We start from the raw sequence: 15,073 nt of genomic DNA on the forward strand, positions 1-15,073 counted from the left end.
AGAGGTCAAAAAGTCGAAAAAATCTCTTGATTTTGCCTTCTTTATTAGACCAGCGACCAATGAGAGAAGCCAAATGCTAGAAAAAAACGTATACCATCTGTAAATTGAACCCTTAAGCTATTAAGTCAATAAAACGTGCATTTAGCCTAAACCAAATATTTGGTTGCGTCTATTTTTAGCAAAAAAAGAAGATGTTTCAGTTCCTTTCTAGATTAATAGATAATCCCGACCCAGTTATTATTATCCCATTTGGGGGATACGCCAACAACGATAAGGTTTTTGGTCAAGCTAGGGTTTTGGAAGATGAAGGAATTACCCACGAAGAGGACGACGGTTTTTTAAAGAATTTATATAATAGTTATAAACGTTTTGAAAGCGATGAGAAAGAAGGAGTTGTAGTTACGGTAACCGCTAATGATTTTAAAACCAGTCTTACATCAGATGCGGAAGGTTATGTATATTTAGACGAAGCCTACCATGCCAATTTACTTGACAAAGAATGGCACCCCATAAATTATTCATTAACATACGCAGGAAAACCCTTTACTATAAAAGACGAAATTCTTAAACCCTTACCTTCTGCACAGTATGGTATAATTTCAGATTTAGACGACACTGTAATACGTACCGGTATATCTTCTGCATTTAAATGGAAGGTAATCGTAAATTCTTTCTTTAAGCATAGCAATCAGCGTATGCCATTAGAAGGTGCACAAGAATTCTACCAGTTGCTCAGAAAAGGTAAAAGCGGACATGACAAAAATCCATTTTTCTACCTTTCCAATAGTCCTTGGAATTTGTATGAATATCTTATGGAATTTTTAAAGTATCAGAATTTTCCAAAAGGCGTATTGTTATTGAGAGACATTGGCTTGGAAAACAAAAAAAAGCCAAGTTTTAAGGAAGAAAACAAGTATATAAAAATTACCCACATTCTGGAGAGTTATCCAAATCTACCTTTTGTTTTAATTGGCGATGCGGCAGATTTAGACCATGATATTTACAGCGCTATTGCAGAAACATATCCAAATAGGATTAGTGCCATTTACATTCGCACCACAAAAGATCATGAAAAAATGAAACGAATTAAAAAAAGACTGGAGCAAAAAACCCATGTTCCCATTCAACTTATTGAGCATACAGACGAAGCTGTGGTACATGCCAGAGTTAATGGACTTATAAATTAACGGGAAAAAACAAAAAAGCCTCAACATTCGTTGAGGCTTTTTGCGGTCTGGACGGGACTCGAACCCGCGACCCCCTGCGTGACAGGCAGGTATTCTAACCAACTGAACTACCAGACCAAGAATTTTATCTTATTTAACTAAGACTCCTGCATCAGCGGGATTCAAATCTTGTTACAATTGCTTTTCAAAAGCGAGTGCAAATATACACGCTGTTTTTAATTACACAAAATTTTTTTTCGTTTAAACGAATTTTCTTCGTTCCACTAAAAATGTATTTAATACTGTTGCGAAATCTGCACCAATGTCAACTCCCACATACTTAATCTTATACTGCATACATTTAAGCTTTACTTCCTCTTTATAAGCCTCAAATTCTTTTTTATAATTTTCTTTTACACTTTCTGCGTATACATCAATTTTAGTACCGGTTTCAACATCAACAAAACGTTTGGGACCATCTTCAAATTCAAAATCTTGCTCTAACTTTTTGTCCATTACATGAAACAACACAACATCATGTTTATTATATTTTAGATGACGTAAGGCCTCAAACAATTTTTCTTGTTCCACTTGATGCTGTAACATATCCGTAAACAAAAAAACCAAACTTCTACGGTGTAGCTTTTCTGCTATTTGGTGCAAATATTCATAGGTGCGCGTTTCCTCATCCCCTTGCTTACTATTTCCTAATGCATTTAATTGCGCCAAAAGCATTTGCATGTGCCGTTCACTGCTTTTTTCAGGGGCATAGTAATTATAACCTTTGCCATATACACTTAGGCCAACAGCGTCTCGTTGTTTTTTAAGCAAATTCATCAAAGCCGCAATAGCTAATACCGAAAATCCCATTTTATTTAAACTCCCCAACTGTTGTTGCTTAAATTCTGGAAAATACATGGAAGCTGAATTGTCCAAAATCATATGACAACGTAGGTTGGTTTCTTCTTCGTAGCGTTTGGTGTACAACTTGTCCGTTCGTGCAAACAATTTCCAATCTATATGCTTGGTACTCTCACCATTGTTATAAATCTTATGTTCCGCGAATTCTGAAGAGAAACCATGAAAAGGACTTTTATGCATACCATTAATTAACCCTTCTACCACTTGCTTGGCAAGCAATTCTAGGTTTTTAAATAGTTTGGCGTCTTGTAATTGATTTTTAATATCCATCTAACCCCAAGATAAAAAGAAAAGGCCCGGTTTACACCAGGCCTTTAAAAATTTATTGCGCTATAGGTTTACAACAAACCGTCTATAGCATCTGTGTATACTTTTTTAGGAGATACACCAACTTGTCTACTTACAATTTCACCATCTTTGAATACCAATACGGTAGGGATGTTTCTTACCCCATATTTAGCGGCAAATTCCTGGTTGGCATCTACATCTACCTTACCAACTACAGCTTTACCATCGTATTCTTGACTTACTTCTTCTATGATTGGGCCTACCATTCTACAAGGTCCGCACCATGCAGCCCAAAAATCTACCATTACTGGCTTATCACTTTTTAAAACAACTTCTTCAAATGTTGCATCTGTTATCTCTAGTGCCATGTGTATTTATTTATATTAGTGCAAAGTTAGTCAATTAAAACGCGCATTCCTTACTCTTATCGCATTTGTTTTCATTATCAAGCAATTGGCAAAACTTATACTAGTTGAGTTTGTAAACCACCTCTTGTTGCTCCAACGTATTTAATAGGTCTGTGGTAATATTTACTTTTTGCTTTCTGCTAGATAAATTTAGTTTTATTTTTTCCTCTTGTTCGTACACCACAAAATTTAGGGTATGGCTTCCGGCATGTTCTAAAATAGCTTCCTTAAGCTCCTTAATTCGCTGTTCTTGTAGGGCAGCTACATTTAATTTTATAGTCAGTTTTTTGGCATAAGTTTCCATAACATCCTGTAACTGCTTAAAGTCATTGAACTGCAACCTCGGATCTCCCTTTTTGCCGGTTTCCCTATTTACCCAACCCTCTCTAATAAAAACCTTTAGGTAAATAAAAGAATTCATCATTAGAAAATGTCTAAAACGCAGGTATTCTTCACCAAAAATCCTAAACTCATAAGAATCCATATAATCTTCTACCGTGAATGCGGCCCAACCTTTTCCGTTCTTAGAAACGCGGTGCTGCACATCTGTAATTACTCCTGCAACGGAAAGCTCTCTATTAACCACCTCATTCAAATCGCCCTTTAAATGAGATAAACTTGCAGTACAAAAGGCATCCATCTCCTTTTTAAAATCATCTAGAGGGTGCCCAGAAAGGTAAATGCCTACCACTTCTTTTTCCCTTCTTAATTTTTCCATGGTACCCCAATCATCACAAGGAGGCACCACTGGTTCCGGAATTTGAACCTCACTAGCTTCGCCAAACAAACTTACTTGAGAACTATTTTGGTTTTCTTGGAACTTAGAACCATATTTTATCACTTTCTCCAAGAACATAATACCATCTGCCTCTTGATGAAAATACTGTGCCCGGTGCGTGCCTCCAAAGGAATCGAACCCTCCAGCTAAAGCTAAATTTTCGAATGCTTTTTTATTTGCTGCGCGAAGGTCTATTCGTTTGGTCATATCAAATACAGACTTGTACGGACCATTTTCGCCACGTTCCTTAACGATAGCTTCTACGGCTGCCCTACCAACACCTTTAATGGCTCCCAATCCAAAACGAACCGCATAGTCTTTATTTACGGCAAATTTGTAGAACGATTCATTTACATCTGGCCCCAATACCTGCAAGCCCATTCGCTTACACTCTTCCATAAAAAAGGTTACCTGTTTAATATCATTCATATTATTAGACAGTACAGCCGCCATATATTCTGCTGGATAGTGGGCTTTTAAGTAGGCAGTTTGGTAAGCAATGTATGCATAGCAGGTAGAGTGACTTTTATTAAAGGCATAGGATGCAAAAGCTTCCCAGTCTTTCCAAATCTTTGCCAGAACATCTCTTGGATGGCCATTTTTTTCGCCCCCGTCCAAGAACTGCGGTTTCAACTTTTCTAGTAGGGCAAAAATCTTTTTACCCATAGCCTTACGCAAAACATCGGCATCACCCTTAGAAAAGCTAGCCAGTTTCTGAGACAAACGCATCACCTGCTCTTGATACACCGTAATACCATAAGTATCTTGTAGGTACTCTTCCATCTCTGGTAAATCGTACGTAATCTCTTCATCGCCATGTTTACGGGCAATAAAACTTGGTATGTATTCCATGGGCCCCGGACGGTACAAAGCGTTCATGGCAATTAAATCGTCAAAAACAGTTGGTTTAAGACTCTTCATGTGTTTTTGCATCCCAGGAGATTCGTATTGGAACACCCCAATGGTTTCTCCTCGTTGAAAAAGCTCATACGTCTTTTCATCATCTAGCGGAAAATCATCTGGAATTAATTCTACCCCCGTTCTTGCTTTTACAATTTTTACCGTATCCTTAATTAGGGTTAGTGTTTTTAACCCCAAGAAATCCATTTTTAGCAGCCCCGCACTTTCTACCACGGAGTTATCGAACTGGGTCACGTACAAATCGGAATCCTTAGCAGTAGAAACGGGTACGAACTTGGTGATATCATCCGGGGTAATAATTACCCCACAGGCATGGATACCAGTATTACGCACAGAACCTTCTAGAATACGCGCCATGTTCACGGTACGGCCTTCCAAATCGTCCGTTTCAGAGATATTCAACAGCTCATTGATTTTCTCTAAATCTTCTGCACGGAATTTCTTTTTTAAAGTAGCCTCGTCTACCCCAAAAATCTTACCCAGCTTACTCATTTGCGGAATAAGCTTGGCAATACGGTCGGCATCGCTCAACGGTAAATCTAAAACCCTAGCCGTATCACGAATAGAAGATTTGGCCGCCATGGTACCGTAGGTGATAATTTGCGCTACTTGGTTGGCACCATATTTTTTGATTACGTAATCCATTACACGCCCACGCCCCTCATCATCAAAGTCAATATCAATATCGGGCATGGACACCCTATCCGGATTTAAAAAACGCTCAAAAAGTAAATCGTACTTTATGGGGTCTATATTGGTAATGGTTAAGCAGTACGCCACTACAGAACCAGCGGCAGAACCCCTACCTGGCCCCACGGAAACCCCCATGTTACGGGCCTCACGGATAAAGTCTTCCACAATCAAGAAATAACCTGGGTAACCAGAATTCTCTATGGTTGCTAGCTCAAAATCTATTCGCTCCGTAATTTCTGGGGTAATTTCGCCATAACGTACTTTGGCACCCTCATAGGTAATGTGCCTTAAATAGGCATTCTCTCCACGTTTACCTCCGTCTACCTCATCTTCTGCAACTTTAAACTCGTCCGGTATATCAAACTTGGGCAGTAATACGTCTCGTGCTAAATCATACGGCTCTACTTTGGCAACAATTTCGTGTAAGTTTTGTATCGCCTCTGGCAAATCCGTGAAAAGTTCACGCATTTCTTCAGATGATTTAAAATAGTATTCCTGATTGGGCAATCCGTAACGGTAGCCACGACCACGACCAATAGGCGTAGTTACCTTTTCACCATCTTTAACACACAATAAAATATCATGCGCCTCTGCATCATCTTTTTTGCCATAGTAGGTATTGTTGGTCGCCACCAATTTTACATCGTGTTTTTTGGCCAACTCTAACAACACCATGTTTACACGGTCTTCATCTTCTTGACCGTGGCGCATTATTTCTAAATAGAAATCGTCTCCAAACTGTTCTTTCCACCATAGCAAAGCTTCTTCTGCTTGGTTTTGACCTACATTCAATATTTTATTAGGCACCTCACCGTACAAATTACCAGAAAGGACCATTACGTTCTCCTTGTACTGCTCTACGATCTTACGGTCTATTCTTGGAACGTAATAGAAGCCATCGGTGTAGGCCAAAGAGGCCATTTTAATCAGATTTTGATAGCCAGCCTTGTTCTTTGCCAAAAACACAATTTGGTAACCATTGTCTTTAACCGATTTATTGGTGTGGTCTTCGCACACCTGAAACTCACAACCTATGATTGGTGTTATTTCTACTTCCGTAGGCTGCTCACCATTGGCAATGAGTTCTTCATTTTTATCTCTTGCGGCTTTATTATGCCCTTTTACTTCTTTCACAAAATGAAACGCCCCCATCATGTTGGCGTGATCCGTTATGGCTACCGCAGGCATTTTAGCTTTTGCTGTTTGAGATACCAGCTCTTTGGTACTCATGGTAGATTGCAAAATGGAATACTGGGTGTGATTGTGCAAATGCACAAAGTCAACTTCTGCTAACTCGGCTGCATTTTGCTTAAGTTCCTTATCACTAACACCACCCGTATCTTTTTCCCAAAGTGCATCTGCAATTTTTTTAGAGGCTGCTTTTAGGTTGATGTGCTTTAAGCCTATTAGCTGTATTTCTTGCGGATTGGCCTCCGAAAAACGCTCAAAATAATCTGGCGCAACGTCTAATTGCTCAAGGGTATATTGTTTTTTACGAACCAACTCTAAAAAGCAACGCGTGGTTGCTTCCACATCTGCAGTGGCATTATGTGCCTCTGCAAAAGGTTCTCCAAATAAATATTGATGTAATTCTGTTAACGTGGGCAGTTTAAATTTACCCCCTCTACCACCTGGAATTTGACAAAGTTCTGCCGTATGTTCCGTACAAGTATCCAGTACAGGGAGTTCCTGCAACGGATTGGCCACGGATTCCCTATAAAATTCGGAGCCCATAACGTTAACATCAAAACCCACGTTTTGCCCAACAATGAATTTTGTTTTGGCCATTGCCGCATTAAATTTCTCCAACACCTCTTTTAACGGCACACCTTCTGCCTCTGCCAAAGCTGTGGATATCCCGTGAATCTGCTCTGCCTCATACGGAATATTAAAGCCTTCTGGTTTTACCAAATAGTCCTGACTTTCAATAAGGCGACCCATTTCGTCATGCAATTGCCATGCAATCTGTATACATCTTGGCCAGTTATCGGTGTCAGAAATAGGCGCATCCCAACGTTTGGGCAAACCCGTTGTTTCCGTATCAAAAATCAAGTACATAGGCAGAAAATTGTAACCCTCAAAATTAGGCAAAGATGCCCGTTTATTAAAACCAGAACCACTCAACTTTTCAGTAGTTATGAACCAATAAAAAAGCCAGGCAAAACCTGGCTTTTAAAACTATGTTGAATCTAAACTAGGACACTGCGTTCTCATAAACACTTGCCGTGTCCAATGTCTCTCTAATTGCGTTACGCTGTTTCATCAACAAATTCTCTGTTGAAGGTGGTAACACAAATTTTTTGTCGTTAATAATGTCGTTATAAGTATTAATGGCTTCTTTTTCGCCACGTTCTACCTCGTTCAACATAGCTTCTTCATTATTCGACTCAAAGTAGGACCTTAAATTCATCCAATTTCTATGTAGTGTTCCTTTGGTACTGCCACCTTTATCGGGGTCTTGGCCAAAAGCTCTTATTTCTTTTTTCAACTCGTGCCCAAAATCATATCGTTGATTAGCACGTTCTTTAAAGAACTTTTGAATCACTGGGTTGTTTACATTATCTGCAGCTTGCTTAAAGCCTTTTTCCGCATCATATGTTTTTTCCAATAACTCATTCAATTTGTTAGACATTTCTACTGTGTACTCCATTATTCTCTTTCATTTTAATTCAACATACCTGTTATTGACTATCAACAACAGTATTTAAGATAATATTATTTAGCGCAATATCAAGTATTTAACAGGGTTTATAAGGGATTTAACAAGCTAGAAGGCAGCTGTTAAGAGAATTAACTTTTTTACAGCTAATTAGTTGGCATATGGGAAAATAAGGCTATATTTGCACCCGCTTTTCGAGTAAAAGCAAAAATTGAATTAATAATCAAGGGTCGGGCACCCAACAAATTAATGTGATATGCCAGTAAAAATTAGATTACAACGCCACGGTAAAAAAGGAAAACCATTCTATTGGGTAGTAGCAGCGGATAGCCGCTCTAAAAGAGACGGTAAATTTTTAGAAAAATTAGGTACTTACAATCCTAACACTAACCCTGCAACTATTAACTTAGATGTTGATGGCGCTGTAAAATGGTTGAACAATGGAGCACAACCAACAGATACTGCTAGAGCCATCCTTTCTTATAAAGGCGCGCTTTTAAAGCATCACTTATTAGGTGGTGTTAGAAAAGGTGCTTTCTCTGAAGAAGAGGCAGAAAAGCGTTTTAATGCTTGGGTAGAAGAAAAGGAAAAAGCCGTACAATCAAAAGTAGACGGTTTAGACAAAGCTAAAGAAGAAGAAAAAGCAAAAGCTTTAGCTGCTGAAAAAGAAGTAAACGAAGCACGTATCGCTGCACAGCAACCAGAAGTAGAAGAAACTCCAGAAACTGAAGTTGCTGGCGATGCATCTGCAGAAGTAGAAGCTGTTGAAGCTGCACCAGAAGTGCCAGAAGAGGCTCCTGCAGCTCCAGAAATGAAAGAAGGCGAAGCTGATAAAGAATAATTTGTAGACGATGCGCAAGGAAGATTGTTTCTACCTGGGCAAAATCGTTTCAAAATATAGCTTCAAGGGTGAGGTTCTAGTAAAACTAGATACTGATGAACCCGAAATCTACGAAAACATGGAATCAGTATTTGTCCTTTTAGGGCGAAATCTGGTTCCATTTTTTATTGATAGGTGCCGCCTACACAAATCGGCCTTACTCCGTATAGATTTTGAAGACGTAAAAGACGAGGCTGCCGCAGACCGAATTATGGGAAGCGAATTGTATTTACCACTTTCCTTTTTACCCAAACTGAGTGGCGACCAGTTTTACTATCATGAGGTAATTGGATTTAGAATGATAGATGACGTTCATGGTGATATAGGAGCAATTGTTGCCATTAACGATAGCGCTAGTCAAGTTTTATTTGAAGTGGAAAAGGACGGTAAAGAATTATTGATTCCGTTGAACGACGACATCATTACCAAACTAGATCGCCAGCAAAAAGAAGTACATGTTTCCACACCTGAAGGGTTGGTAGAATTGTATTTAGGCGAATAATGACAGTACCTTTCACTTTTAAACAATTTACGGTTCACCAAGACCGCTGCGCCATGAAAATTGGCACAGATGGCGTACTACTTGGTGCTTGGACACCCTTGCACAACCAACCCGATTCCATTTTAGATGTAGGTACCGGAACCGGTGTAATAGCTTTGCAATTAGCCCAGCGAAGCCCCGCAGAACTTATAGACGCATTGGAGTTAGACGATGCCGCCTATGAACAATGCGTTGCCAATTTTGAAGCATCTAATTGGGCAGACCGCTTATTCTGCTACCATGCCGAGTTTTCTGAATTTGTAACCGAGATGGATGCGGATGAGTACGACCTTATTGTTGCCAACCCACCATTTTATACCGAAGACGTAAACAGTGGCTCTCCTGAAAGAGATGCTGCGCGGCAAGAATCTTCATTGCCTTTTCCCAATTTACTAGAAGGTGTTGCCAAACTTTTGACTCCAGAAGGTGCATTTGCCTGCATTATTCCCCATAGCGAAGAAAATTCCTTTTTGAGAATTGCAAAGACATATGGACTCTATGCTGCTAAAATTACGCATGTAAAAGGCAACCCCAATGCACCTATTAAACGCAGCTTGCTCTATTTAACTTTTGAAGAAAAGCCAGCTAAGGTGAATGATTTGGTGATAGAAAAGGAACGCCACCAATACACAGAAGATTACATTAACCTTACCAAGGATTTTTATTTAAAAATGTAAAGACCTCCCAAGTGCTTCTTATCTTTGAAAAGAGACTAAACTGAAGCACATGGACCCAAAGGCATTTTCTGCACCGGATTATTACTTAATAGACAATCTTTTAAGTAGCGAACACAAACTGGTTCGGGATGCGGCACGTTCATGGGTAAACAAAGCCGTTATCCCTATTATTGATGAGCATGCACAAAATGCTACCTTTCCCAAACAGTTAATCGGCGGCTTAGCAGAAATAGGTGCTTTTGGCCCTATGATTCCAGAAAACTATGGCGGTGCTGGTTTAGACTATATAAGCTACGGTTTGTTAATGCAAGAAATAGAGCGTGGCGATAGCGGTATCCGTTCTACCGCTTCTGTGCAATCTTCCTTGGTTATGTACCCCATTTATGCTTTTGGTACCGAAGCACAAAAACAACGATTTTTACCCAAATTGGCAGCTGGGGAATTTATGGGTGCTTTTGGACTTACAGAACCCAATCATGGTTCTAACCCTGGAGGCATGGAAACCAAATTTAAAGACCAAGGAGACCACTACCTATTAAACGGTGCTAAAATGTGGATTTCAAATGCGCCATTTGCAGACGTTGCTGTAGTTTGGGCCAAAAACGAAGATGGTAGAATTCATGGTCTTTTGGTAGAACGTGGCATGGAAGGCTTTACCACACCAGAAACCCACAACAAATGGTCTTTGCGCGCATCTGCAACTGGAGAACTTCATTTTGACAATGTAAAGGTTCCTAAAGAAAATCTATTGCCCGGTAAAAGTGGATTATCCGCTCCATTACATTGCCTAGACTCTGCCCGATATGGTATTTCTTGGGGCGCAATAGGAGCTGCAATTGATTGTTACGATACCGCCTTGCAATACGCTAAAGAACGTATGCAGTTTGGCAAACCCATTGCTGCATTTCAACTACAACAAAAAAAGCTAGCAGAAATGGTAACGGAAATAACCAAAGCGCAATTGTTAGCGCATCGGTTAGGACAATTAAAAAATGAAGGTAAAGCTAGCTCTGCCATGATATCCATGGCAAAAAGAAACAATGTTGCCATGGCCTTACAAGTATCTAGGGAATCCAGACAAATACTCGGTGCTATGGGAATTTCTGGGGAATTTAGTATCATGCGACATATGATGAACCTAGAAAGTGTTATTACTTATGAAGGCACACATGACATCCATCTACTAATTACAGGAGCGGATATAACCGGTATACCTGCATTTAAATAATACGCACACTATGAAAAACTTATATTTTCTCTTGATTTCACTATTACTACTCGCTTGTAAGCAGGAACCCAAACCTACAGATAATAATACTGAACTTACAACAGCAACACCTCAACTCAACCTGCAAACTCCAGACGAGTTGTATGGCGATTTATTTGTAGCCGTACAAATGAGTACGCTGTTTAAAGACAGCAAAACCTTTGTAGACTGCACACCTAAAAACGACCCAGAAGTTATTCTGGAAGCTTATCAGAACGAAAAATTAAAAGATGATTTTAGCCTAAAGGCGTTTATAACAGCTCATTTTGACCTTCCGCCGTCCGTATCATCTGATTTTAAATCAGACTCCACTAAAAATGCAGCGGAGCATGTTGCATCGCTCTGGCCTGTGTTAACCAGAAGTAATGATACCGTACAACAAATGGGCTCTTTAATACCCTTACCTAAGGCTTATATAGTTCCAGGCGGACGCTTTAGAGAGGTTTACTATTGGGATAGCTACTTTACCATGTTGGGCCTAGCTGAAAGCGGCGAGTTTGAACTGATTGAAAACATGCTAGATAATTTTTCGCATTTAATTTATACCATAGGGCATATACCTAACGGCAATAGAACGTATTATTTAACCCGTTCCCAACCTCCCTTTTTTGCACAAATGGTGGCATTATTGGCAAAGCATAAAGGTCCGGAAATCTACAGCAAATATGCAAAAGCATTAAAAGCAGAATACGAGTTTTGGATGCATATGGATACCGCGGAACAAACAGCAAGCGAACATGTAGTTAAAACAGCCATTGGCCCAATGAATCGCTATTTTGACAAAGGGACCGGGCCAAGACAAGAATCTTTTAAAGAAGATTCCCTCCAAGTTGCCAAAGTGAACGGTGGCATAAAAATGTACCAAGATTTACGCGCCGGTGCAGAATCTGGCTGGGATTATTCTACCCGTTGGTTTGCAGACGGGAATAGCATAGAGACCATAGAAACCACAGATATTATTCCTGTAGATTTAAATGCACTGCTTTACGGTTTAGAAACCGTACTTATAGAATGCTATAAGGACCATCCAGATTATGTAAACCAATTAAAAACTCAGCAAGAAAACCGTATAGCCTTCTTAACTAAAGAATGTTGGAATCCAGAATTGGGTGTTTTTGAAGATTACAATTTTATTAAAAACAAGGGAACAGGCGTAAAATCTTTGGCTACCGTGTATCCGCTATTTTTTAAAATGGCAACGCAAGCCCAGGCGGATGCTATTGCCAAAGCTATAGCACAAGAGTTTTTAAAACCAGGTGGCGTGGTTAGCACATTAAACCATTCTGGACAACAGTGGGATGCCCCTAACGGATGGGCACCGCTGCAGTGGCTAACCTATGTTGGGTTAAAAAACTATGGCCATGAAACGCTCGCTAACACCATTGCTACCCGCTGGGTACAATTGAATGAAAAGGTTTATGAAAATACAGGCAAATTTGTAGAAAAATATAACGTAGAGGATTTATCCTTAGAAGCAGGCGGCGGAGAATACCCAGTGCAAGATGGTTTTGGTTGGAGCAATGGAGTGTACCTAGCTTTTAAAAAAGAGTTGGAACAATAAAATTATTCCAACTTCTTTCAACTATAACTTTTCCACAGTAACCTTTACACTTTTACTTATAGGCGTGTAACTACGGTCTGCAAAGTGATTGATAGGAACCAACACATTGGTTTCTGGAAAATAAGCTCCTAAGTTTCCTTCTGGAATGTTGTAAGGTATCACTAGAAATTTTTCCGCAGTACGTTTTACACCGTCGTAGTGGCTATGCAAATTCACCACATCACGTTTAGCCAAACCTTTAGCCGCCATATCGTTCGTATTCATAAACAAGACCCGCCTTTCATTATAAACCCCACGGTAACGATCATGTAACCCATAAATAGTGGTGTTAAATTGGTCGTGAGAGCGAATGGTCATCAACATAAATTCGTCCTCATTCAAATCATGATTTGGTAAATTATTCACCATCAATTGCGCTTTACCGTTGGGCAAACGGCTAAAATCTTTTTCTCTAGCATTATTGGGCAAATAATACCCTGAGCCTTTGGCGCGCTCCTCTGTATCTTTAAAACCTTTTGCCACTTTATCTATCAACTCTCTAACCATTTCATAGTTATCCCCAAGGGTTTTCCAATCCACAGAATGATTCCCTTTAAAATAAGCATCGGCAATATTTGCAATAATTTCGGGTTCGCTTACCAAATCTCCGGAAGCAGGTTTCAGCAGACCTTTACTATGCCTAACTTTTCCCATGCTATTTTCTACCGTAAAGCTGCGCAGTTTACCATTTTTCATGTCTTTTTCTGAGCGTCCCATGGTGGGTAAAATCAAAGCTGTTTTTCCTGTCACCAAGTGAGAACGGTTCAGTTTTGTGCTAATTTGCACGGTTAACTCGCAATTCTGAATAGCTTCTGCCGTATAGGCCGTGTCTGATGCTGCCATTAAAAAATTACCGCCCAAACACATGAATACTTTAGCATCGCCTTTATGCATTGCCATTATGGCTTTTACCACATCTACACCCTCTTCCGTAGGCGCATCAAAACCCAAATGTTCTTTAATACGTTGGTTCATGGCCTCATCTACAAAGTGCTGAATACCTACGCTACGGTCTCCTTGTACGTTACTGTGGCCCCTTACCGGACAGGTTCCTGCATGGGGTTTACCTATTGCTCCTTTAAGTAGTAGTAAATTGATGAATTCCCGTATGGTCTCTACCCCATTTTTATGCTGTGTAAGCCCCATGGCCCAGCAAACAATTATTTTAGAAGATGGCGCCAATAACTGTACCGTCTCGTCTATTTTTGCCTCGGAAACGCCAGTCATTGCAATTAAATCTTGCAAATTATGCTGGTCCAAATCGTTCATTACTGCCTCATAACCTTCTGTGTACTTCGCAATAAAATCGTGGTCAAAAACTGAATTACCTTCCGCATCTAATGCCTTTAACTTTTTTAAGATGGCCTTTACCAAAGGAATATCTTGGTTTATGCGTACCTGTAAATGAATATCTGCCATGTCTTCACCACTCAACATTCCTTTTACATGCTGTGGATTCTTAAAATGTACAAGTCCTGATTCTTCCAGCGGATTAATACTGACCACTTTACCACCATTCTGCTTGCATTTTTCTAAGGCCGATAACATTCTAGGGTGATTGGTGCCAGGGTTTTGCCCGGCTATGATAATAACTTCTGCCCCGTACAAATCGTCTAAAGTAACAGAACCTTTACCTATACCCAAAGTTTCTCCCAACGCTACGCCACTACTTTCATGACACATATTGGAGCAATCTGGCATATTATTAGTACCAAAAGCCCTAGCAAAGGTGCCGTATAAAAAAGCAGCTTCGTTACTAGAACGCCCAGAGGTATAAAAAATAGCTTCATTGGGGTTGTTTAGTTTGTGTAAATGTTCGGCTATAAGCTGATAGGATTCTTCCCAAGAAATGGCTTCATAATGCACGCTATTAGGGCGCAACACCAAAGGTGCCACCAAACGCCCAAATCGGTTTAATTCGTAATCCGTGAGTTGGGATAGCGCTTCTACCGAATGTTTAGCAAAAAAAGAGGCGTCTATTTTATCTGTGGTAGCCTCATCTGCCAATGCCTTGGCTCCGTTTTCACAGTATTCTGCAATTTTAGAAGGATGTTCTGGATCTGGCCAGGCACAACTAGGACAATCAAATCCGTCTTTCTGGTTCATTTTAAATAAGGCACGGGTAGAACGCACCACCCCCATTTCTTTGAAGGTATGTTTTAAAGCTTCCTTTACGCCCAATGCACCTGCAGCATGTTGTATGGGATCTCCCAATTTTAAACCTGTAAATTCTGTAGAACCCGTATAGGAGACTTTTCTTTTGTTGTTTGCCATT

At 39.9% G+C, this 15,073-nt stretch carries 11 protein-coding genes and 1 tRNA gene; 6 read left to right on the top strand and 6 right to left on the bottom strand.

The features are described from left to right. The first annotated feature begins 191 nt into the window (after positions 1-191). Complete coding sequence (locus ACXAGS_RS09990; protein WP_474906453.1) at positions 192-1,187, top strand: App1 family protein; 996 nt, start codon at positions 192-194, stop codon at positions 1,185-1,187. 43 nt (positions 1,188-1,230) lie between these two features. Here ACXAGS_RS09990 and ACXAGS_RS09995 read toward each other — a convergent pair. The 5 genes from ACXAGS_RS09995 to ACXAGS_RS10015 all read right to left on the bottom strand — a co-directional run bounded on the left by ACXAGS_RS09995 (position 1,231) and on the right by ACXAGS_RS10015 (position 7,824). Continuing rightward, positions 1,231-1,304, bottom strand: a tRNA-Asp gene (locus ACXAGS_RS09995). 123 nt (positions 1,305-1,427) lie between these two features. Further along, on the bottom strand, positions 1,428-2,357 hold the full coding sequence (locus ACXAGS_RS10000) for a DUF58 domain-containing protein (RefSeq protein WP_474906455.1): 930 nt from the start codon (positions 2,355-2,357) through the stop codon (positions 1,428-1,430). A gap of 68 nt (positions 2,358-2,425) precedes the next feature. Continuing rightward, complete coding sequence (trxA, locus tag ACXAGS_RS10005; RefSeq protein ID WP_010519498.1) at positions 2,426-2,743, bottom strand: thioredoxin; 318 nt, start codon at positions 2,741-2,743, stop codon at positions 2,426-2,428. A gap of 100 nt (positions 2,744-2,843) precedes the next feature. Continuing rightward, entirely contained in the window at positions 2,844-7,232 is a 4,389-nt protein-coding gene (dnaE, locus tag ACXAGS_RS10010; protein WP_474906456.1) for a DNA polymerase III subunit alpha, read from the bottom strand. A gap of 136 nt (positions 7,233-7,368) precedes the next feature. Next, positions 7,369-7,824 (bottom strand): ferritin-like domain-containing protein, encoded by a 456-nt coding sequence (locus tag ACXAGS_RS10015; protein WP_474906458.1) that lies wholly within the window; start codon positions 7,822-7,824, stop codon positions 7,369-7,371. Positions 7,825-8,089: 265 nt separating this feature from the next. On the opposite strand from ACXAGS_RS10015, the gene ACXAGS_RS10020 reads away from it, so the two are divergent. The 5 genes from ACXAGS_RS10020 to treF are packed head-to-tail and all read left to right on the top strand — an operon-like array spanning position 8,090 to position 12,759. Continuing rightward, on the top strand, positions 8,090-8,674 hold the full coding sequence (locus ACXAGS_RS10020) for a 30S ribosomal protein S16 (RefSeq protein ID WP_474906460.1): 585 nt from the start codon (positions 8,090-8,092) through the stop codon (positions 8,672-8,674). A 10-nt stretch (positions 8,675-8,684) separates the two neighbouring features. Beyond that, on the top strand, positions 8,685-9,215 hold the full coding sequence (gene rimM, locus ACXAGS_RS10025; protein WP_474906462.1) for a ribosome maturation factor RimM: 531 nt from the start codon (positions 8,685-8,687) through the stop codon (positions 9,213-9,215). Continuing rightward, the gene (locus tag ACXAGS_RS10030; RefSeq protein ID WP_474906464.1) at positions 9,215-9,931 is read left to right on the top strand and encodes a tRNA1(Val) (adenine(37)-N6)-methyltransferase; all 717 of its coding nucleotides are present in this window, start codon (positions 9,215-9,217) and stop codon (positions 9,929-9,931) included. The genes rimM and ACXAGS_RS10030 overlap by 1 nt, the downstream gene beginning before the upstream one ends. Positions 9,932-9,980: 49 nt before the next feature. Then, the gene (locus ACXAGS_RS10035) at positions 9,981-11,159 is read left to right on the top strand and encodes an acyl-CoA dehydrogenase family protein (protein ID WP_474906466.1); all 1,179 of its coding nucleotides are present in this window, start codon (positions 9,981-9,983) and stop codon (positions 11,157-11,159) included. 10 nt (positions 11,160-11,169) lie between these two features. Next, complete coding sequence (gene treF, locus ACXAGS_RS10040) at positions 11,170-12,759, top strand: alpha,alpha-trehalase TreF (RefSeq protein ID WP_474906468.1); 1,590 nt, start codon at positions 11,170-11,172, stop codon at positions 12,757-12,759. Positions 12,760-12,780: 21 nt separating this feature from the next. Here the strand turns inward: treF and ACXAGS_RS10045 are convergent, their stop codons facing one another. Beyond that, on the bottom strand, positions 12,781-15,072 hold the full coding sequence (locus ACXAGS_RS10045; RefSeq protein WP_474906470.1) for an FdhF/YdeP family oxidoreductase: 2,292 nt from the start codon (positions 15,070-15,072) through the stop codon (positions 12,781-12,783). Position 15,073 lies beyond the last annotated feature (1 nt).

It is taken from the genome of Croceivirga sp. ABH4_376 (assembly GCF_056160685.1).

What these genes read in the sequence shown, in the direction of transcription:
- ACXAGS_RS09990 (WP_474906453.1), top strand. Translation starts at nt 192, where the DNA reads ATGTTTCAGTTCCTTTCTAGATTAATAGATAATCCCGACCCAGTTATT.
- ACXAGS_RS10000 (WP_474906455.1), bottom strand. Translation starts at nt 2,357, where the DNA reads ATGGATATTAAAAATCAATTACAAGACGCCAAACTATTTAAAAACCTA.
- trxA (WP_010519498.1), bottom strand. Translation starts at nt 2,743, where the DNA reads ATGGCACTAGAGATAACAGATGCAACATTTGAAGAAGTTGTTTTAAAA.
- dnaE (WP_474906456.1), bottom strand. Translation starts at nt 7,232, where the DNA reads ATGTACTTGATTTTTGATACGGAAACAACGGGTTTGCCCAAACGTTGG.
- ACXAGS_RS10015 (WP_474906458.1), bottom strand. Translation starts at nt 7,824, where the DNA reads ATGGAGTACACAGTAGAAATGTCTAACAAATTGAATGAGTTATTGGAA.
- ACXAGS_RS10020 (WP_474906460.1), top strand. Translation starts at nt 8,090, where the DNA reads ATGCCAGTAAAAATTAGATTACAACGCCACGGTAAAAAAGGAAAACCA.
- rimM (WP_474906462.1), top strand. Translation starts at nt 8,685, where the DNA reads ATGCGCAAGGAAGATTGTTTCTACCTGGGCAAAATCGTTTCAAAATAT.
- ACXAGS_RS10030 (WP_474906464.1), top strand. Translation starts at nt 9,215, where the DNA reads ATGACAGTACCTTTCACTTTTAAACAATTTACGGTTCACCAAGACCGC.
- ACXAGS_RS10035 (WP_474906466.1), top strand. Translation starts at nt 9,981, where the DNA reads ATGGACCCAAAGGCATTTTCTGCACCGGATTATTACTTAATAGACAAT.
- treF (WP_474906468.1), top strand. Translation starts at nt 11,170, where the DNA reads ATGAAAAACTTATATTTTCTCTTGATTTCACTATTACTACTCGCTTGT.
- ACXAGS_RS10045 (WP_474906470.1), bottom strand. Translation starts at nt 15,072, where the DNA reads ATGGCAAACAACAAAAGAAAAGTCTCCTATACGGGTTCTACAGAATTT.